The 19049-nt window shown below is 69.7% G+C and carries 16 protein-coding genes and 1 tRNA gene; 5 read left to right on the forward strand and 12 right to left on the reverse strand.

The window, feature by feature from the left end:
* Nucleotides 1–184: 184 nt before the first annotated feature.
* From modD to CRT60_RS36355, 5 genes are read right to left on the reverse strand one after another with little or no spacing between them, the layout of a single operon-like run.
* Nucleotides 185–1018 carry a ModD protein gene (gene modD, locus CRT60_RS34045; protein ID WP_098740759.1) on the reverse strand — a complete coding sequence of 278 codons (834 nt, stop codon included), beginning with the start codon at nt 1016–1018 and terminating at the stop codon, nt 185–187.
* 29 nt (nt 1019–1047) lie between these two features.
* Nucleotides 1048–2043, reverse strand: a complete 996-nt coding sequence (locus tag CRT60_RS34050; protein WP_098740760.1) for a magnesium transporter CorA family protein — start codon at nt 2041–2043, stop codon at nt 1048–1050.
* A complete protein-coding gene (gene folD / locus CRT60_RS34055; protein WP_098740761.1) occupies nt 2040–2945 on the reverse strand; it encodes a bifunctional methylenetetrahydrofolate dehydrogenase/methenyltetrahydrofolate cyclohydrolase FolD in 906 nt (301 codons plus the stop codon). Before folD ends, CRT60_RS34050 begins: the two co-directional genes overlap by 4 nt.
* A 1-nt stretch (nt 2946) precedes the next feature.
* Nucleotides 2947–3300 (reverse strand): DUF167 domain-containing protein, encoded by a 354-nt coding sequence (locus CRT60_RS34060; protein ID WP_098740762.1) that lies wholly within the window; start codon nt 3298–3300, stop codon nt 2947–2949.
* Nucleotides 3301–3302: 2 nt separating this feature from the next.
* On the reverse strand, nt 3303–3587 hold the full coding sequence (locus CRT60_RS36355; protein ID WP_109095889.1) for a YggT family protein: 285 nt from the start codon (nt 3585–3587) through the stop codon (nt 3303–3305).
* A 293-nt stretch (nt 3588–3880) separates the two neighbouring features.
* Here CRT60_RS36355 and CRT60_RS34070 point away from each other — a divergent pair.
* A tRNA-Ala gene (locus CRT60_RS34070) sits at nt 3881–3956 on the forward strand.
* Nucleotides 3957–4234: 278 nt separating this feature from the next.
* Here CRT60_RS34070 and CRT60_RS34075 read toward each other — a convergent pair.
* The 5 genes from CRT60_RS34075 to trpB form a co-directional block, all read right to left on the reverse strand.
* Nucleotides 4235–5161 (reverse strand): restriction endonuclease, encoded by a 927-nt coding sequence (locus CRT60_RS34075; RefSeq protein ID WP_098740764.1) that lies wholly within the window; start codon nt 5159–5161, stop codon nt 4235–4237.
* 95 nt (nt 5162–5256) lie between these two features.
* Nucleotides 5257–6627, reverse strand: a complete 1371-nt coding sequence (locus CRT60_RS34080; protein WP_098740765.1) for a bifunctional folylpolyglutamate synthase/dihydrofolate synthase — start codon at nt 6625–6627, stop codon at nt 5257–5259.
* Between the two features lie 51 nt (nt 6628–6678).
* Nucleotides 6679–7722, reverse strand: a complete 1044-nt coding sequence (accD, locus tag CRT60_RS34085) for an acetyl-CoA carboxylase, carboxyltransferase subunit beta (RefSeq protein ID WP_098740766.1) — start codon at nt 7720–7722, stop codon at nt 6679–6681.
* A 155-nt stretch (nt 7723–7877) separates the two neighbouring features.
* Nucleotides 7878–8723, reverse strand: a complete 846-nt coding sequence (gene trpA, locus CRT60_RS34090) for a tryptophan synthase subunit alpha (protein ID WP_098740767.1) — start codon at nt 8721–8723, stop codon at nt 7878–7880.
* Nucleotides 8720–9937, reverse strand: a complete 1218-nt coding sequence (gene trpB, locus CRT60_RS34095) for a tryptophan synthase subunit beta (RefSeq protein WP_098740768.1) — start codon at nt 9935–9937, stop codon at nt 8720–8722. Before trpB ends, trpA begins: the two co-directional genes overlap by 4 nt.
* Before the next feature lie 227 nt (nt 9938–10164).
* Between trpB and CRT60_RS34100 the strand changes: the two genes are divergently transcribed.
* Complete coding sequence (locus CRT60_RS34100; protein ID WP_098740769.1) at nt 10165–11049, forward strand: response regulator; 885 nt, start codon at nt 10165–10167, stop codon at nt 11047–11049.
* Between the two features lie 31 nt (nt 11050–11080).
* Here CRT60_RS34100 and CRT60_RS34105 read toward each other — a convergent pair whose 3' ends face one another.
* Both CRT60_RS34105 and CRT60_RS34110 read right to left on the reverse strand, forming a co-directional pair.
* Nucleotides 11081–11290 carry a cold-shock protein gene (locus tag CRT60_RS34105; RefSeq protein WP_098740770.1) on the reverse strand — a complete coding sequence of 70 codons (210 nt, stop codon included), beginning with the start codon at nt 11288–11290 and terminating at the stop codon, nt 11081–11083.
* Nucleotides 11291–11626: 336 nt separating this feature from the next.
* A complete protein-coding gene (locus CRT60_RS34110; protein ID WP_098740771.1) occupies nt 11627–13042 on the reverse strand; it encodes a sigma-54-dependent transcriptional regulator in 1416 nt (471 codons plus the stop codon).
* Between the two features lie 222 nt (nt 13043–13264).
* Between CRT60_RS34110 and coaBC the strand changes: the two genes are divergently transcribed.
* From coaBC to CRT60_RS34125, 3 genes are all read left to right on the forward strand, one after another.
* The gene (gene coaBC / locus CRT60_RS34115) at nt 13265–14500 is read left to right on the forward strand and encodes a bifunctional phosphopantothenoylcysteine decarboxylase/phosphopantothenate--cysteine ligase CoaBC (RefSeq protein ID WP_098740772.1); all 1236 of its coding nucleotides are present in this window, start codon (nt 13265–13267) and stop codon (nt 14498–14500) included.
* Nucleotides 14501–14547: 47 nt separating this feature from the next.
* Nucleotides 14548–15015 (forward strand): dUTP diphosphatase, encoded by a 468-nt coding sequence (dut, locus tag CRT60_RS34120; RefSeq protein ID WP_098740773.1) that lies wholly within the window; start codon nt 14548–14550, stop codon nt 15013–15015.
* Between the two features lie 162 nt (nt 15016–15177).
* Nucleotides 15178–18936: a hybrid sensor histidine kinase/response regulator gene (locus tag CRT60_RS34125; protein ID WP_244592899.1), complete on the forward strand. Its 3759-nt coding sequence runs from the start codon at nt 15178–15180 to the stop codon at nt 18934–18936.
* Nucleotides 18937–19049: the final 113 nt, after the last annotated feature.

A 19049-nucleotide genomic window follows, 5' to 3' on the forward strand; every position in this document is an offset into this window, starting at 1 on the left:
GCCAGGATCAGGAGTTGGAGGATTTCCTTCATCCTCTGTTCTCCTTGTGCGCAGCGGGGATGGCGGCCCGTCCGCCATCCCGTCCGCGCCGCCACTGTGGCGCACGCATAGGTATTGCGGAAGCGCTATCACTCGCAAAATCAGGAATTCCAGGGATTGCGGCTCGCTGTCGCAGTCTTCGCCGTCATGCCGGCCCCAGCACCACCTTCACGTCGGCGGGCGGGCCGAAGAAGGGGGCCGAGGTGATCAGCAGGCGGCAGCCGGCCGCTGCATAGGCGGCGGCGTTCACCTCGGTCACGCCGCCGGCCGGGGCCACCACCGGCGGCGGCGTCAGGTGCCTTGTCGCCTCGATCACCGCGCGGGCGGCGGCGGGCGGCAGCTTTTCCAGCTGGATCACGTCGGCACCGGCCTCTGCGAAGGCCAAGGCCTCCTCCATCGACCCGACCTCCACCACGATCTTCTTTTCCGGAGCCTTGCGGCGCAGCGCCTCGATCCAGGCCTCCGGAGGAGAGTCGCTCAGGAAGGCGCGGTGTTCGGGGAAGACCAGCAGCGTTTCCGACAGGCCCAGCCGGTGCATCACCGCCCCGCCCGCCTGCACCGCCTTGACGCTGAGATCCTTGGCACCGGGGAAATTCTTACGGGTGCAGGCGACGGTCACGCCGGGGGCGGCCTCGACGATGCGGCGGGCGCGGGTGGCGATGCCGGAGGCGTATTCGACCAGGGTCTGCGCCACCTTCCAGGCATGGTGCAGCGCCCCGGCCGGGCCGGCCGCCTCAAGGAAGAGCGTTGCGGCCTCGACGGCGGTGCCGCTGGGCTCGACGCGCAGGACCCGGCCGCCGGCCCTCTCCACCAGACGGGCCGCCTCCTCCGTCCCGGCCAGCACCATGGCGCCGCGGGCGGCGAAGCTCATGCGGGCCGGACGGGCGGCGATGCCGAGCGAGCCGGTGGTCAGGTCGCCGTAGGGAACATCCTGCGCCAGAAGCGCATCGAGGGCGGCGTCGGGCAGGATGGTCGTCATCGGCGGGATTTCCCTGTTGTAAGGTGGGTTTACAGCCAGCCGCGCCGGCGGAAATACCAGAGCGGGACCACCGCCGACAGCACCATCAGCAGGATGGCCATGGGGTAGCCGAACTCCCAGTCGAGTTCCGGCATGTGCTTGAAGTTCATGCCATAGGCGGACGCGATCAGCGTCGGCGGCATCAGCGCCACCGAGACGACCGAGAAGATCTTGATGATGGCGTTCTGTTCGATGTTGATCAGGCCCAGCGTGGCGTCGAGCAGGAAGTTCGCCTCGTGCGCCAGGAAGCCGGCATGTTCGGTCAGGGACCGCAAGTCGCGCGTCATCGTCTTCAGCGCGGTCTTCTGGTCCTTGTTCAGCCGCCCGCCGCTGACCGAGGTCATGAACACCACCAGCCGGTCGAGGCCGGCCAGACTGTCGCGCACCTTGTGGGTCAGGTCGCCGGCCCGGCCGATGCCGCGCAGCACGTCCTGCAGCTCGTCCGGCTTCTTGGCCGCCTTGCCGAAACCACCGCCGTCCAGCGAATCGTCGAAGACGCGGGCCGACAGCTCGTCGATACGGCCTCCGACCAGCTCCAGCACGTCGGCGACCCGGTCGATCACCGCGTCCAGCAGGCCGAACAGCGCGCTCTCCCCGGTCGACAGCAGTTCCGGCTGGCGGACGCAGCGGGCGGCGAAGGTGATGACCGGCAGCGGTTCGGTATAGCGCAGCGTGATCAGGTGGCGCGGGGTCAGCACGAAGGTCAGCTCGCCCTGCTCCGGATGGGGCGAGGTGGCGCGCGAGATGATGGGAGAGGTCATGTAGATCCCTTCCCCCTCGACATAGAGCTGGCTGGAGGCCTCGATCTCCTTCATCTCCTCGCGCGTCGGCAGGTCGCAGCCGGTCAGCGCGCCGACATGGGCGCGCTCCGCTTCGGTCGGACGCAGAAGGTCGATCCAGACGGCACCGCCCGGCAAAGGCTCGCCGAGGTCCAGCGGCTGGCGCACCACCCGCCCGTCTTCGGCACGGGCATGGACGGTGATCAAAGGGCAGCCTCTTCCGGCACCGGCGCACCGGCGGCGCGGCAGGCGGCGGCCAGCGTGTTCAGCATCAGGCAGGCGATGGTCATCGGGCCGACGCCGCCGGGGACCGGCGTGATGGCGCCGGCGACCTTGACCGCCTCGTCGAAGGCGACGTCGCCGACCAGACGGGTCTTGCCCGGCTCCGCCGCGGCGACACGGTTGATGCCGACATCGATCACGGTGGCGCCCGGCTTGATCCAGTCGCCGCGCACCATCTCCGGCCGGCCGACCGCCGCCACCAGGATGTCGGCGCGGCGGCATTCGCCGGCCAGATCGGCCGTGCGGGAATGGGCCAGCGTCACCGTGCAGTCGGCCTGGAGCAGCAACTGCGCCATCGGCTTGCCGACGATGTTGGAGCGGCCGAGCACCAGCGCCCGCTTGCCCTTCAGGTCGCGGCCCAGCGTGTCGCGGATCAGCAGCAGGCTGCCCAGCGGCGTGCAGGGCACGATGGCGCCCGGCTGGCCGGTGGCGAGCAGGCCGGCATTGACGACGTGGAAGCCGTCGGCGTCCTTTTCCGGGACGATGCGGGCCAGCACCTTCTGGGTGTCGATGTGCCGGGGCAGCGGCAGCTGGACCAGGATGCCATGCACGGCCGGGTCGGCGTTCAGGCGGTCGATCAGCGCCAGCAGGTCGGCTTCGGCCATGTCGGCCGGCTCGTGATGGTCGAAGCTGTTCATGCCGAGCTCGACCAGCGCCCGCTCCTTGGAGCGGACATAGACCTGGCTGGCCGCATCCTCGCCCACCAGCACGACGGCCAGACCGGGAGTGACGCCGTGGCTGGCCTTCAACGCCGCCACGCCATTCGCCACCCGCGCACGCAGGCCGGCCGCAAAGGCCTTGCCGTCGATGATCTTCGCGTCCGCCATGCTACTCTCCACCCTCGCTGCCCACATCGTCGATCAGGGGCGACAGCCGTGCCAGCAATGCCGCCGGGTCGCCCGCCACATGCAAAATCTTGTTCCGGTCGGTGGCGCCGGCCACCACGGTCAGGCTGGTCTTGGGCAGTTTCCATGCCTTCGACAACAGTTTTATGACGGCCTCGTTCGCCTTGCCGTTTTCCGGCACCGCCGTGACCGCCAGCTTCAGCACCCGTTTCCCCTCCCCCTTCGCATCGACCGTATCGGCCGTGCCGGTCACCGCGTTGCGCGACGCCTTGGGCGTCACCCGCAGCGTCACCCGCAGCCCGTCGGCCACCGCCTCGAAGGGGGAGGAGGACGCCATGGTCAGAAGCGCGGCCAGTATTGGGCCATCAGGTTCTGGATGAAGGAGATCGCCAGCAGCACGACGATGGGCGACAGGTCCAGCCCGCCCAGGTTGGGCAGGACGCGGCGGATCGGGCGCAGCACCGGCTCGGTGATGCGGTAAAGGAAATCGCCGATCAGGTAGACCGCGCGGTTGCGCGTGTTCACGATGTTGAACGCCACCAGCCAGCTGAGGATCGCCGACAGGATCAGGACCCAGAAGAACAGGTCGAGGATGGTGTTGATGAGCAAATACAGCGCGATCATGCCGGGCCAGCTCCAGGGCGGTTTTGCGACGGCCGCGCGCAGAGGGTTGCGCAGCGGGCGCCAGCCTTTTCCGGGCACCCTAAGCATAAGCGGCGAGACCTGTCCAGTACGGCGGCCCGCCGATCGGCCGGGCGGCCTGCGGCGGATCGGCCGTCCTATGCCCCGCCCGGCGCCCCCTCCCACGTCATCGCATGCACACGTCATTTTTTCTGAATCAAGCGCTTGACAGCACCCCCCGCGATGGACAATATCCGCGCCACGCCGGGGCGACGAAGACGCAACGGTGTGAGTGTGGGGCCGTAGCTCAGCTGGGAGAGCGACGCGTTCGCAATGCGTAGGTCGGGAGTTCGATCCTCCTCGGCTCCACCATTTTCCCCTTCCCTGGAAGGGTGAAACAAGTCGATGGAAGGTCAGCGGGCGTTGCCGGGAACGGCATCTGGCCCGCTTTTTCGTTTTGGGCCTCGCGCAGCCGGCAGACATTGCCGGCGGACGCGATGGCCCGCCGGCAATATCGCTTACCTGCCGGACAGGAAGGTGATGCCCGGCTTTGTCAGTTCCTCGGTTGCCTGTAAAATCCAAATTGAAGGCAACCGGGCTGGATAGGCATGTGCAGGCCCCTGTGCGTCTCCGGCGGTTCCGCCCCATCGCTACTCGAAAAAATCCTCATCCACCCTCTTGATATGCATGGTCTCCTCGATCCGGCAGCCGACCTCGTGGCGAATCATCAGCTTGGCCAGTTGGATGCCATCGATCAGCACGATTCGGGTTCCGAGCCGGTCGGCGGTCTCCCGAGCCGACGTGGTGAAGGCGGAGGTGGTGACGAACAGTCCCTTGGTTGCCTTGAACAGGTTCAGGCTGCCGAAGAAGTCGCGAATCGCCCCGGCTCCGACCGTGTTGCCGTCAGCGTACCTCTTGGCTTGGACATAGACCCGATCCAATCCAAGAGGATCCTGGTCGATAACGCCATCCACGCCGTCATCACCCGACTTACCGACCAAAGCCTTGTCGAGTTCCGTCACCGACCCACCATAGCCCATGGTGATCAGCAGGTGGACCACAGTCTTCTCAAAGAAGGCTGGCGTGCCGGATCGCACCCGCTGGAGGATCTCCTCCGCCAGCGACGCCTCGATCCGCAGATGGGCCTGCCGCATCATCTCATCGGGAGTCAGCGGACTCTCGGTGACCGGCAGCACGGCCTCGGCAACGCCCACAGCCTCGGCCATCTCGGCCTCACCATCGCGGAAGCCTTTGAAGCTCGGAAATTGTTCAAGAAAACGAATGGTGATCCGATCCGGCGGCGCATTCAACACATCCCGCCCCGCCGGTGTAATGCGGAAATGAGCCCGTCGCGTCAACTCCACGAGCCCGGCCTTGCTGAGATAGCTCTTCGCCCAATGGACCCGGTTGGCGAAGGTCGTTTGCCGTCCGGAAGGCAGAAGATGTGCCCGCTCCTCCTCCGTCAGCGTGAATGTGTCCGCAAGCCGGTCCACCACATCGCCGATGCGGATCTCGCCGCCGTCGGCAGCGGTCTTCAACACAGGCAGCATCAGGGTTTGAAAATCGGGAATAGCCATCACAATTCCGGAACCGCTTCAAAATTGCATAACGATCAGGTCAAATTACCAGATCGTGTGCGCTCTGTCCGAAGCAATCCCTGATGTAGGCGTAGTCACCCGTTCTCCGCCAGCACCGTCCCGGCAAGGTAGAGCGAGCCGCAGATCAGCACGCGCGCCGGGCTTTGCCGGTTGGCCACCAGATCGGCCAGGGCGGCGTCCACCCCGTCGGCGGCGGCGTGGTCGCGGATGCCGCAGAGATTGGCGGTCTCGCAGGATTCCTCGGCGGTGAAGCTGGCTTCCTCGCCGGGGATCGCCACCGCGCGCAGGGAATGGGTGAAGGGGGCAAGCGGCCCCAGGAACTCGAACGGATCCTTGCTGGACAGCATGCCGTAGATCAGCAGAAGCGGCAGAGAAGAGCCGCCATCCGATCCCTCATCCGGTTGCCCGCGCGACCAGTCGACCGCCTGCCGGGCCAGGACCTCGCCCGCCGAATCGTTGTGGCCGCCGTCCAGCCACAGCTCCCACCCCGCGGGCAGGCTCTCGGCCAGCGGGCCGCGGGTCAGCCGTTGCAGGCGGGCCGGCCATTCGACGGTGGCGAGGCCGCGGCGCACCGCCTCGTCGTCCACCGCCAGCGGCAGATGGTCGAGGCAGGCGATGGCGACGCCGGCATTGGTGATCTGGTGGGCGCCGGCCAGTCCGGGCATCGGCAGGTCGAGCCGCCGCTTGGCGCTCTCGAAACGGAAGCCGTCCGGACGCTCTTCCACCGACCAGTTCTGGATCGGCGCGGCGATGGCGTTGGCGCGCAGGTTCAGTGCCTTCAGCGCGTCGGCCTCCGGCTGCGGCGCCAGGACCACCGGGATGCCGGGCTTGAAGATGCCGGCCTTCTCGCTGGCGATCTCCAGCAGCGAGTCGCCCAGGAACTGGCGGTGGTCGTAGGAGATGCGGGTGATCGCCGTCACCGCCGGCCTGTCCACCACATTGGTGGCGTCCAGCCGGCCGCCCAGGCCGGTTTCCAGCAGAACCACGTCGGCCGGCACGCGGGAGAAGGCGAGGAAGGCGGCGACCGTCGTCACCTCGAAGAAGGTGATCGGGTTGCCGGCATTGGCGACCTCGCATTCCTCCAGCAGGGCGGCCAGATGATCGTCGTCGATCAGGCGCCCCCCCTGAGGCCCGCCCAGGCGGATGCGCTCGTGGAAACGGACCAGATGCGGCGAGGTGTAGACATGGACGCGATGGCCCGCCGACTCCAACATCGCGCGCAGGAAGGCGACCGTCGATCCCTTGCCGTTGGTGCCGGCGACATGGACCACCGGCGGCAGCTTCCGCTCCGGATGGTCCAGCGCCGCCAGCAGACGGTGCACCCGGTCCAGCGACAGGTCGATGACCTTGGGGTGAAGCCCCTTCAACCGATCCAGCACCGGGTCGGAACGGGTCGCCGACAGCCTTGTGGGCGGGTTGGCCAGCGGGGTCGGGGCGTCGCTCATGATCGTCTCTGGTCGGGTGTCGCGGGGGTGCTGCCGCTGGGGTGTGGCCGGTCAGTCGCCGGCCTGGACCGGCTCCGCCGTGGAGGCCGGCTGGGCAGCGGTCGCCTGGGTGGCAGGCGGCAGGCCCGGCAGCGCCGTGCCCGGCTGGGGCACCGCCCCCTGGGGCAGCTGGGCCGGCTCGCCGTCAACGCCTTGGGCGGCGCCCTGGGCGGCGGTCAGGTCGAGATCCTCAACGACCGCGTCGATGCGCGGGGTCATCAGCAGGCCGATGGTGCGGACCAGCGTCGGGCGCAGGTCGCGGCGGTGGACGACCATGTCGACCATGCCGTGCTCCAGCAGGTATTCGGAACGCTGGAAGCCTTCCGGCAGGGTCTCGCGGATCGTGCTCTCGATCACGCGGGCGCCGGCGAAGCCGATCTGCGCGCCCTTCTCGGCGATGTGGATGTCGCCCAGCATGGCGAAGCTGGCGGTGACGCCGCCGGTGGTCGGGTCGGTCAGCACCACGATGTAGGGCAGGCCGGCTTCCTTGACCATCTCCACCGCGATGGTGGTGCGCGGCATCTGCATCAGCGACAGGATGCCTTCCTGCATGCGGGCGCCGCCCGATGCCGGAACGACGATCAGCGGGGCGTTCTTCGCCACCGCCAGACGGGCGGCGGTCAGCAGCCCTTCGCCGACGGCGATGCCCATCGACCCGCCCATGAAGCCGAAGTCGAAGGCGGCGACCACGGCGGCATGGCCGCCGATGCGGCCCTCGCCGACGACGATGGCGTCGGTGCGGCCCGTCTTGGTCTGGGCTTCCTTCAGGCGGTCGGTGTAGCGCTTCTGATCGCGGAATTTCAGCGGGTCGGCGACCGACTTCGGCAGCTCGACACCCTCATAGGCGCCGTCGTCGAACATCGTCTCCAGCCGCTTGACCGGGCCGAGCCGCATGTGGAAGCCGCAATGCTGGCAGACGTGCAGGTTCTCTTCCAGCTCGCGGTGGAACAGCATCGACTCGCAGCTCGGGCATTTGTGCCAGAGGTTGTCGGGCACTTCCTTGCGGGCATAGAGCGCGCGGATCTTGGGACGGACGTAGTTGGTAAGCCAGTTCATGGAACGCCTTTCAACGACATGGCGGTACGCCGAAGCCCGGCGGCGGCCGGACATCGGGTCCGTGCCGCACCGGGCTCTTCAGCCGGTCGTCGCCATGAGCGATCGTGTTGCAGGTGTCGTAAAGCGGTTTGCCGTCGTTGTAAACCGTCCGTCCCTCAGCCCCGCGCCGCGCGCACGCCCTTGGCCAGTTCGCCGACGAAGCCCAGAACGTCCTCGACCGTGCCCGGCCTGACGGCGCCGGACGCGTCGAGCCCGTCGGCCAGACGGGTGACGATGGCGGAGCCGACCACGGCGGCGTCGGCGACGCGGGCGACCTCGGCGGCCTGGTCCGGCGTCTTGATGCCGAAGCCGACGGCGACCGGCAGGTCGGTGTGGCGCTTCAGCCGGGCGACCGCCGCGTCGATGGCGGTGTTGGACGCGCTGGCGGTGCCGGTGATGCCGGCGATCGACACGTAATAGACGAAGCCCGAGGTGTTGCGCATCACGGCGGGCATGCGCGCCTCGTCGGTGGTCGGCGTCGTCAGGCGGACGAAGCTGACGCCGGCCTTCACCGCCGGCAGGCACAGCTCCTCGTCCTCTTCCGGCGGCAGGTCGACGACGATCAGGCCATCGACCCCGGCCTCGCGCGCGGCGGCCAGGAAGGGCTCCACCCCATAGGCCTCGATCGGGTTGAAATAGCCCATCAGGATGATCGGGGTGTCGGCATCCAGCTTGCGGAAGCCGCGCACCATCTCCAGCGTCCTGCGCACCGTCATCCCGGCCTTCAACGCGCGCAGCGAGGAGGCCTGGATCGCCGGGCCGTCGGCCATCGGGTCGGTGAAGGGCATGCCCAGCTCGATCAGGTCGGCACCGGCGGCCGGCAGGCCGTTCAGCACCGCCTGCGACACGGCGGGATCGGGATCGCCGGCGGTGATGAAGGTGACCAGACCGGCACGGCCTTCCGCCTTCAGCGCGGCAAAACGGCGGGCGATGCGGCCATCGGCCAAAATGTCGGCGCTCACAGTTCCACTCCCAGATGCTTGGCGACGGAGAAGATGTCCTTGTCGCCGCGGCCCGACAGGCACAGCACCATCAGGTGGTCCTTGGGCAGTTTCGGTGCGCGCTTGATCACCTCGGCCAGGCCGTGGGCGGATTCCAGCGCCGGGATGATGCCCTCGGTGCGGGCGCAGAGCTGGAAGGCGTCCAGCGCCTCCTGGTCGGTGGCATAGGCGTATTCGACGCGGCCCACATCATGCAGCCAGCTGTGCTCCGGCCCGATGCCGGGATAGTCGAGGCCGGCGGAGATCGAGTGGCCTTCGAGGATCTGGCCGTCCTCGTCCTGCAGCAGGTAGGTGCGGTTGCCGTGCAGCACGCCGGGACGCCCGCCGTTGATCGAGGCGGCATGGTCGAGCGGCCCCTTCTCGATGCCGCGGCCGGCGGCCTCGACACCGATCATCTGGACCGAGGGATCGTCGAGGAAGGGATGGAACAGGCCGATGGCGTTCGACCCGCCGCCGACGCAGGCGACCAGGCTGTCGGGCAGCCGGCCTTCCTGCTCCTGCATCTGGGTGCGCACCTCGTCGCCGATCACCGACTGGAAATCGCGGACCATGGCGGGATAGGGATGCGGGCCGGCGGCGGTGCCGATGATGTAGAAGGTGTCGGAGACGTTGGTGACCCAGTCGCGCAGCGCCTCGTTCATCGCGTCCTTCAGCGTGCCGCTGCCCGACGTCACCGGGCGGACCTCGGCGCCGAGCAGCTTCATGCGGAAGACGTTGGGCTGCTGGCGGGCGATGTCGGTCTCGCCCATGTAGATGACGCAGGGCATGTCGTAGAGCGCGCAGACCGTCGCGGTCGCCACGCCATGCTGGCCGGCCCCCGTCTCGGCGATGATGCGGGTCTTGCCCATGCGGCGGGCCAGCAGGATCTGGCCGATGCAGTTGTTGATCTTGTGCGCGCCGGTGTGGTTCAGCTCCTCGCGCTTGAAGTAGATCTTGGCGCCGCCCAGCCGCTCGGTCAGGCGTTCCGCGTAATAGAGCGGGTTGGGCCGGCCGACATACTGCTTCAGCTGCTGGCGCATCTCCCCTTCGAAGGCGGGATCGGCGCGCGCCTCGCGATAGGCCTTCTCGACCTCCAGGACCAGGGGCATCAGCGTCTCGGCGACGAAGCGGCCGCCAAAGATTCCGAAATGCCCGCGCTCGTCGGGACCGGAGCGGTAGGTGTTCAGTTTGGTCATCGTCTGCGGCACTGCCTGAAGTCGAAGGGAAGCTGTTTGTCAGGTGGGCGGCATCGGGTCCGGACACCGGCCAAGCGCGACACCATACCGGCGGGACGCGCCGATTTGAAGCGCCGGACGGCGGGACTCCGTGAATACCACCCGTCCGCATACATGGAGCGGGGCTTTGCAGCGGCAAGGCCGCGCCCTATACACTGGCACCTTCTTCATTGCGGAGCATGCGTGCGATGACTGAGCGGACGCCGCCGTCGCTTCTCCCCACGGACGGTCAGCCGGCGCCATGCCGGATTCTGGTGGTGGAGGACAGTCCGCTGAACCAGATGCTGGTCACCGCCATCCTGGCGCAGGCCGGGCACCGCGCCGACACCGCCGGCAACGGGCTGGAGGCGGTGATGGCGGCGCAGGCCGGCGGCTACGACCTGATCCTGATGGACCTGTCGATGCCGGAGATGGACGGGCTGACCGCCACCCGCCTGCTGCGCGATCTGCCGGGGCCGGCCGGCCGGGTGCCGGTGGTGGCCATGACCGCCGACACCGACGAGGCCGACCGCGTCCGCTGCCAGCACGCCGGCATGAACGACCATGTCGCCAAGCCGGTCGACCGGGCACAGCTGCTGGAGACGGTGGAGAAATGGCTGCGGGCCTCGGAATGGCGGGCCTCGGCGTCGCCGGACATGTCGTCCGGCTTCGGCATCTGCGCGTCGGCCGCGCCGGCAGCGGCGGGGGAGGTGCTGGACCGCGAGGTGCTGGCCCAGCTGGCGCAGGATCTGGATGCGGAGTTGCTGACCGACGTGCTGCGGCAGTTCGTGGAGGAGACCCGCGAACGGGTGGCGCGCATCGCCGGGGAGACCGACCGCACCGTCCTGACGCGCGAGGCGCACACGCTGAAAAGCACCGCCGGAACCTTCGGCGCCAGCATCCTGTGCAGCGCCGCCCGCGCGCTGGAGATGGCGTGCCGGGCATCCCCGGCGGAGCGGGAAGGAGCCGGAAAAGCGGATGGGGCCGGGCCGGCGGACGGGTCGGCGGACACGGTGGAAAGGCTGCGCGGCGAGATTCCCCGGCTGGCCGGGGATGCCATCGCGGCCTACCGCGCCGCCGGGTATCCGGTCTGACTGTATCCGGTCCGACTTTAGCGCGGGCCCGTCACTCGACGACGCTGATGTTCACGGCGGAGTCCTTGCCGTTGTCGCCGCGGGCGACCTCGAACTGGACACGCTGGCCCTCCGACAGGGCATGCAGGCCGGAGCGCTGAACCGCGGTGATGTGCACGAACACGTCCTTCGAACCGGCCTCCGGCGCGATGAAGCCGTAACCCTTGCTGGTGTTGAACCATTTTACGGTACCGTTGGTCATGGGCCTCCCCCTTGGTCACTGCGAGACAAGTCTTTGGCAAAACGGCTGGGTCCAAGATCGCCGGCATCGGCCGCGCCGTGAGGCCTGCCGGGCAAGCGGAACCAAGACATTGTGCGGGGAGGCTAGCCGCATGCTGTGGTTGCGGGCAATTCCATCTCACGGCATAGGACTAACGACGGCCAAGTCCGGAGTGGAATTACGACCAAGGCGACGGAGCTTTGTCGAAGGGTATTAGCCCGTTTCTTGGCGGATTCCGGGCGTGAGGCGGATTTTCTTGCCGAAATAAAGGGTTAGATCGAAGCAGGTCTGACGCGTCGATCCGGTCGCCGGACGTGGCTACAGCTTCCCCTCGGCCTGCCAGGCCAGACGCTTGCGGTAGATCGTGGAGGCGCTGATCTGCAACAGGGCGGCGGCGCGCGGAATGTTGCCGTCACAGGCCGCGATGGCGTCCTCGATGGCATCCTTCTCGACCTCCCACAGCGGCTTGATGGCGTCGGGGGAGAGCGGGACATGGGGCCGCGGGCCGGCGCCGGCACCGGTGGGCGCGGCGGCGGCCAGGATTTGCAACGGCTGCGGCGTGCCGAGAGGCGACGGCAGCATCTCGGGCGTCACGGTGTCGCCGTCATGCAGGACCGCGACGATGCGCACGACATTCTGCAATTGGCGGACGTTGCCCGGCCAGTGGTAGTGGCGCAGCGCATGTTCGGTCTGGGGCGAGAAGCGGGTGAAGCCCTTCTTCTCCTCCTTGGCGAACTCGGCCAGATAGTGGCGGGCGATCTCCAGCACGTCGTCCTCGCGCTCGCGCAGCGGCGGCAGATGGATGGGGATGACGTGCAGGCGGTAATAGAGATCCTCGCGGAACCGCCCCTCCTCCACCTCGCGCAGGGGATCGCGGTTGGTGGCGCAGACGATGCGCAGGTCGACCTTCTCCAGCTTCGACCCGCCGACGGGGGTGAAGGTGCCGGTCTGGATGAAGCGCAGCAGCTTGGTCTGGAGGTCGGGCGCCAGCTCGCAGATCTCGTCCAGGAACAGGGTGCCGCCGTCGGCGCGCCCCGCCGCACCCTCGCGGTCGGACACCGCCCCGGTGAAGCTGCCCTTCACATGGCCGAAGATCTCGCTTTCCATGAGATCCTTCGGGATGGCGCCGCAGTTGATGGCGATGAAGGGCTTCGAGGCCCGTTGGCTCTGGCGGTGGATCGCCTCGGCGCAGACCTCCTTGCCGGTGCCGGACTCGCCGGTGATGAAGACGGTGGCGCGCGAGGAGGCGGCGCTGTCGACGATGCGGTAGACCGCCTGCATCGCCAGCGACGAGCCGATGAAGCCGTGGTAGCGGGCGCGGTTCAGATCCTTCTCGAAGGTGTCGACCAGCTGGGCCAGCCGCAGCCGCTCCATCGCGTTGCGGACCGTCACCACCAGCCGGTCGGCGGAGAAGGGCTTCACCAGGAAATCGTAGGCGCCGTAGCGCATCGCCTCCACCGCCGCCTTCACCGAGCCGTGGGCGGTGATGACGATGACGGCGCAGGGCAGCGCCTGGGCGTCGATGCGTTTCAGCACCTCCATCCCGTTCATGTCCGGCAGCTGCAGATCCAGCAGAACCACCATCGGCGCGCCGTCGTTCAGCTGCGCCAGCGCGTCGGCCCCGGTTTCCACCGAGATGACGGCGTGGGATTCCTTTTTCAGGTATTCCGCGTAGACACGGGCCAGCGAGGGCGTGTCTTCGATCAGCAGGACGGGGATGGAACCTGGCGGCATGCTGTGTGCGACACGCGAAGGTAGGGACGGGACAGCTCCTATTGTCTAACAGATAATTCTGAAAATCCCACCCCCACGCGCATGGGTGCGGCCACGAACGGATCGAAATCTCCGCCGGACCGAATCTGTCGCGGCCCGGCCGCTTGCCGGGGGCGGCGCGATGAACTATCAGCAGCGGTCATGAGGCGTCGGGACGACAGCGTCTGAAAGAGGGGGGTTCGCATGGCCGATCACGCCATTCTGGCCGGCAAGCGCGTTCTGCTGGTCATCGCCGGCGGCATCGCCGCCTATAAGAGCCTGGATCTGATCCGCCGCCTGCGCGAGCGCGGCGTGACGGTGCGGGCGGTGCTGACCGAGGCCGGCGCCCGCTTCGTCACCCCGTTGTCGGTACAGGCGCTGACCGAGGATACCGTCTACCGCGACCTGTGGTCGCTGACCGACGAATCGGAGATGGGCCACATCCGCCTGTCGCGCGAGGCCGACCTGCTGGTGGTGGCGCCGGCCACCGCCAACCTGCTGGCGCGGATGGCCGCCGGCATGGCCGACGATCTGGCCGCCACCGTGCTGCTCGCCACCGACAAGCCGGTGCTGGTCGCCCCCGCCATGAATGTGCGCATGTGGCAGCATGCCGCGACCCAGGCCAACATGGCGCTGCTGGAAAGCCGCGGCGTGCGGCGCATCGGCCCCAACGAGGGCGTGATGGCCTGCAACGAATTCGGTCCGGGCCGCATGGCCGAGCCGATGGAGATCGTCGACGCCATCGCCGGACTCTTCGCGCAGGACGCCCATCGGCCCCTGGCCGGACGCCGCGCCATCGTCACCAGCGGCCCGACCCACGAGCCGATCGACCCGGTGCGCTACATCGCCAACCGCTCGTCGGGCAGGCAGGGCCACGCCATCGCCGCGGCGCTGGCAACGCTGGGAGCCGAGGTGACGCTGGTCAGCGGCCCGACCCGCCTGCCCGACCCGGCCGGTTGCAGCGTCGTCCATATCGAGACGGCGCGCGAGATGCTGGCGGCCTGCGAGGCGGCCTTGCCGGCCGACATCGCCGTCTGCGCCGCCGCGGTGGCGGACTGGCGCGTCGACGGTGCCGGCGACCGCAAGCTGAAGAAGGACGCCGGCGGCCCGCCGGCCCTGGCGCTGACCGAGAACCCCGACATCCTCGCCACCCTGTCCCGCCCCGGCGACCGCCGCCCGGCCCTGGTCGTCGGCTTCGCGGCGGAGACCGGCGACGTGCTGGCCTATGCCACCGCCAAGCGCGCCCGCAAGGGCTGCGACTGGATCGTCGCCAACGACGTCTCCCCCGGCACCGGCACCTTCGGCGGTAGTGACAACACCGTCCACCTGATCCGCGCCGACGGGGTCGAGTCCTGGCCCACCATGGCCAAGGATGCCGTCGCCGCCCGGCTGGCCGAGGCGGTGGCGAAGCACTTCACCGGGACTTTGACGGCGAAGTAGCGTCTACCCGGCGCCCGTCCCGCCATCCGAACACGAGGAACCGTTCCATGTCTTCCCCCCTGTCGCCCACCGTCGCCTTCCTCCGCCTGCCCGGCAACGACGACCTGCCGCTGCCCGCTTACGCGACCGATGGCGCCGCCGGCTTCGACCTGCGCGCCGCGGTGCCGGCGGACGCCTCGGTCACGCTTGAACCCGGCAAGCGGGTGCTGGTGCCGGCCGGCTTCGCCGTCGGGCTGCCGGCGGGGTGGGAGATGCAGATCAGGCCGCGCTCCGGGCTGGCGGTGAAGAACGGCGTCACCGTGCTGAACACGCCGGGCACCGTCGATTGCGACTATCGCGGGCCGGTCGGCGTCTGCCTGATCAATCTGGGCGAGGAGTCCTTCACCATCGCCCGCGGCGACCGCATCGCCCAGGCGGTGATCGCCCGGGCGCCCCAGGCGGTGCTGGTCGAGGTCGCCTCGCTGGACGAGACCGCGCGCGGCGCCGGCGGCTTCGGGTCCACCGGCGTGGCCTGAACCGACTGGAAACACACCCCTGACTTCGCCCCACCCCTCCCCCGCTTTCTATGGCATGATCGCCAGGCCGATGGGGGTAGGTCGGCAGCGGGCGAGGGGGTGGGCATGCGGGGTCCCCGGCTGAACCTGGGGCGGAGCCTGAGGCTCAATCTGGGGCGGAGCGTGGCGTTCCGCATCCTGGCGGGGTTGACGGTCATCGGCGGGCTGGCCGCGGCGACCAGCGTCGTCGCCGTCTCGCTGTTCTCCCGCTTCCACCAGGGTTACGAACAGATCGCCACCGCCAAGGTGCCGGGGCTGGTCGCCGCCGCCCAGCTGGTGCAGCAGAGCGGCGCCGTCGCCGCCATCGCCCCCGCCCTGGTCGCCGCCCAGGACCAGACCGCGCGCGAGGCGGTGATGGCGCGGATGGGCGACCAGATCGTCCGGCTGGAACAGCTGATGGCCCGGCTGATCGCCCATGGCGGCGCCGTGCGCTTCTCCGATCAGGCCGGCAACAGCAGGGCCGGCAACAGCAGGGCCGAAAGCAGCCGTGCCGATCTGGGCGAGCTGGACCGCCGCAAGAACGAGCTGGTCGGCACGCTGCTGACCCTGAACGCCCAGGTCCGGCAGCAGCTGGCCCTGACCGCCGAGACCAGCGCCCGCGCCCAGGCGCTGGCCACCCTGACCGGCCGGCTGGGCGCCGCAGAGTCGCAGGAGGCCGAAGGCCCCTGGCAAATGGAGCTGCGCGCCGGTCTGCCCGACGCCGAGGCGGCGGAGCGCGGCCGTGCGGCGCTGGAGCGCTGGCGCCGCGAGCTGACCGGCGCGGCGACCACGCTGCTGGCGGCGCTGCGCGCCGACCGCGACGCCCAGCTCGACCGTCTCCAGGCCGACACCCGCACCGCGCTGGACAATGCCGCGGAGGCGCTGGCCCTGCTGCCGGCCGAACAGGCCGCCCGGCTGGAGCCGTTGCAGCGCGAGCTGGTGGAGCAGGCGTTCGGCCGCTCGCCCCTGTTCTCCCTGCGCGAGGCGGAGCTGTCGCTGCACCGGTCGATCAAGCGGTCGGCCGCGCGCAACCAGGCGGTCTCCGACCAGCTGGTCGGCATCGTGTCCGACTATTTCCTGGCGGTGGAGCAGGATGTCGCCCATCGGTCCGGCGAGTTCGAGCGGGTGATCCGCGACGGCGAGCGGGCGGTGATCGCCATGGCCGTGCTGTCGATCCTGGGTGCCGCCGCCATCTTCGCCTACATCCACCGCAATGTGGTGGCGCGGCTGCGCCGCCTGCGCAGCGCCATGCAGGCGGTGGAGACGGCCGGGCCGGCCGGAATGCCGGGTCTGGCACCGGGTCCGGCACCGGGCTCGATGCCCGATCCGCTGTCCCATCTGGACCTGCCCGCCTCCACCCCGTCCGGCAGCCGGGACGAGATCGGCGAGATGGCGCGGGCGCTGTCCTATTTCGTCACCACCATCCGCGCCCGGGAAAGCGCGCTGGCCGACGGCGAGCGCCGGCTGCGCACCATCCTGGAACAGAGCCCGGTCGGCGTCTCGATCGGCCGCGCCGACGGCACCGTCGCCTTCGCCAACGCCCGCGCCGCCGAACTGGCCGGCCGGCCGCTGGAGGATTTCGTCGGCAGCCGCCACGCGCTGGCCCTGCCCGGCGCCAGCATCAGCCGGGGCGGCACCGGCCAGGACTGGGAGGCGGAGAGCGGCGGCGTGCTGGTGCGCGATGCCGAGGTGGCGGTCGACCGCCCTGACGGCAGCCGGGTCTGGGCCCTGCAGACGCTCCAGCGCACCAGCTTCGAGGGCGAGCCGGCGGTGCTGGCCTGGAGCTACGACATCACCGCGCGCAAGCAGGCGGAGGAGGCGCTGCGCAGCGCCAAGGAGCAGGCGGAGATCGCCGCCCGGTCCAAGGCCGAATTCCTGGCGACGATGAGCCACGAGATCCGCACGCCGATGAACGGCGTCCTGGGCATGCTGGAGCTGATGGCCCTGACCCCGCTGGACGAGGAGCAGCGCACGCTGGTCTCGACCATGCGCGACAGCGGTGCGGCCTTGCTGCGGATCATCGACGACATCCTGGATTTGTCGAAGATCGAGGCGGGCAAGCTGGAGCTGGAGGAGCTGGAGCTGCGCCCGGCCGATCTGGTGGAGGGGGTGTCCGACCTGCTGGCGCCCCAGGCCCACCAGAAGGGGCTGGCGCTGATCTGCGCCATCGACCGGTCGGTGCCGGAGCGGCTGCGCGGCGATTCCGGCCGGCTGCGCCAGATCCTGTTCAACCTGACCGGCAACGCCATCAAGTTCACCGACCGCGGCCGGGTGGTGCTGCGCGTCGGCACCGTCACCGCCAACCCGGCCCGGCCGGACCATGTCCGCCTGCATGTGGCGGTGGAGGACACCGGGATCGGCATCGGGCCGGAGGGGCAGGCCCGGCTGTTCCAGCCCTTCAGCCAGGCCGACAGCTCCACCACCCGCCGGTTCGGCGGCACCGGGCTGGGGCTGGCGATCTGCACCCGGCTGATCGAGCGGATGGGCGGGCGGATCGGCGTCACTTCGGTGCCGGGCAGCGGATCCACCTTCTGGTTCACGGTGGAGCTGCCGCGTGCGCCGGACTCCCTGCCGGCGCCATCCTCCACACCGCTGGACGGCCTGACGGTCCTCGTCGCCGACGAGGACGAGGTGCAGCGCGCGGTGCTGGCCTGCTATCTGGAGCAGGGCGGGGCGACGGTGACGGTCTCCTCCTCGGTGGCCGACGCGGCATCGAAGCTGGGGCGGGGCGGCTTCGGGCTGCTGGTGACGACGACGGCGCTGGCCGGCCGGCTGGAGCCGCTGGCCGGCGCCTGCGCTCCGGGATTGCCGCGGCTCCTGCTGGGCGACGGACGGACAACGGGCAGTGGGGCGGCAGGCGGCGGGGCGGTCGCCTCTCCCCACACCGTTTCAGGATCGGCGGCCGGGCTGGTGCAGCCGGTCCACCGCGCCGCCCTGATCCGCGCCGCGGCCACGCTGACCGGCCGCACGGCGCCGGATGCCGCCGGCGCGGAGCCGGTCGGCCAGCCGCCGGCACGCAATGCCGTTTCCGGTGCCGCGGCGCCCGGACCGGCGGACCTGGCCCGCCACGGTCCCATCCTGGTGGCGGAGGACCATCCGACCAACCAGCAGGTCGTGCTGCGCCAGCTGCGCCGTCTGGGCTATGCCGCGGAGCTGGCGGCCGACGGCGAGCAGGCGCTGGCGGCCTGGCGCATCGGCCGGCACCGGCTGATCGTCACCGACTGCCATATGCCGGTGATGGACGGCTATGAGCTGGCCCGCCGCATCCGGGCGGAGGAACGGGACGGGCGGCGGCGCACCTCCATCGTCGCCATGACCGCCAATGCCCTGTCCGGCGAGATGGAGCGCTGTCTGGCCGCCGGGATGGACGACTACCTCGCCAAGCCGGTGACGCTCGCGCAGCTGTCCCAGGTGCTGGGCCGCTGGCTGGAGGCCCGCCCCCTGCCGGCGGAGGCGCCGGCGGAAACACCGGCGGACTCGCCTGCACCGGCTCCGGCCGCCGCGGAGGAGGCGCTTCCGGTTCTCGACCTCGACCATGTGCGCGAAACCTTCGGCTGCACGGCGGATAACGGCCTGGATGACGGCACGCTCGACATGATGGACTTCTTCATCGAGACGACGCGCCCGACGCTGGAGCGGGTGCGCCACGCGCTCGACGCCGGCGACCGCGAGGAGGCGCGGGCCGCCGCCCATTCGGCCGCCGGAGCGGCGCGGACCGCCGGGGCGAAGGCGCTGGCCGCCGCCTGCACGGCGCTCGAACGCGCCGTCGTCGAGGGGCGCGAAACCGACGCGGCCCGCCACGCCCAGGCGATGGCCGCGGCCTTTCCCGAGGTCGAAAAGGCGATTGGCGCCCTGCGCCACACGAAAGAGACGGTGCCCAGCCCGGAAGAGAGCATGGCGTGACCGGACGTGTCGGAGCGAAATCTACCTGGGCGGGAACGGCAATCCGAAAAGACGCAAGGTCGGCGGGTGTCGCTTGTCGGTGGGAAAGGGCTGAACTACTCTGCGCATCTTGA

It is taken from the genome of Azospirillum palustre, assembly GCF_002573965.1.
GTDB classification, from domain to species: domain Bacteria; phylum Pseudomonadota; class Alphaproteobacteria; order Azospirillales; family Azospirillaceae; genus Azospirillum; species Azospirillum palustre.

Bases quoted from the DNA above. Each gene is read 5' to 3' on its own strand.
- modD (WP_098740759.1), bottom strand. From the start codon at position 1,018: ATGACGACCATCCTGCCCGACGCCGCCCTCGATGCGCTTCTGGCGCAG.
- folD (WP_098740761.1), bottom strand. From the start codon at position 2,945: ATGGCGGACGCGAAGATCATCGACGGCAAGGCCTTTGCGGCCGGCCTG.
- CRT60_RS34060 (WP_098740762.1), bottom strand. From the start codon at position 3,300: ATGGCGTCCTCCTCCCCCTTCGAGGCGGTGGCCGACGGGCTGCGGGTG.
- CRT60_RS36355 (WP_109095889.1), bottom strand. From the start codon at position 3,587: ATGATCGCGCTGTATTTGCTCATCAACACCATCCTCGACCTGTTCTTC.
- CRT60_RS34075 (WP_098740764.1), bottom strand. From the start codon at position 5,161: ATGGCTATTCCCGATTTTCAAACCCTGATGCTGCCTGTGTTGAAGACC.
- CRT60_RS34080 (WP_098740765.1), bottom strand. From the start codon at position 6,627: ATGAGCGACGCCCCGACCCCGCTGGCCAACCCGCCCACAAGGCTGTCG.
- accD (WP_098740766.1), bottom strand. From the start codon at position 7,722: ATGAACTGGCTTACCAACTACGTCCGTCCCAAGATCCGCGCGCTCTAT.
- trpB (WP_098740768.1), bottom strand. From the start codon at position 9,937: ATGACCAAACTGAACACCTACCGCTCCGGTCCCGACGAGCGCGGGCAT.
- CRT60_RS34100 (WP_098740769.1), top strand. From the start codon at position 10,165: ATGACTGAGCGGACGCCGCCGTCGCTTCTCCCCACGGACGGTCAGCCG.
- CRT60_RS34105 (WP_098740770.1), bottom strand. From the start codon at position 11,290: ATGACCAACGGTACCGTAAAATGGTTCAACACCAGCAAGGGTTACGGC.
- CRT60_RS34110 (WP_098740771.1), bottom strand. From the start codon at position 13,042: ATGCCGCCAGGTTCCATCCCCGTCCTGCTGATCGAAGACACGCCCTCG.
- coaBC (WP_098740772.1), top strand. From the start codon at position 13,265: ATGGCCGATCACGCCATTCTGGCCGGCAAGCGCGTTCTGCTGGTCATC.
- dut (WP_098740773.1), top strand. From the start codon at position 14,548: ATGTCTTCCCCCCTGTCGCCCACCGTCGCCTTCCTCCGCCTGCCCGGC.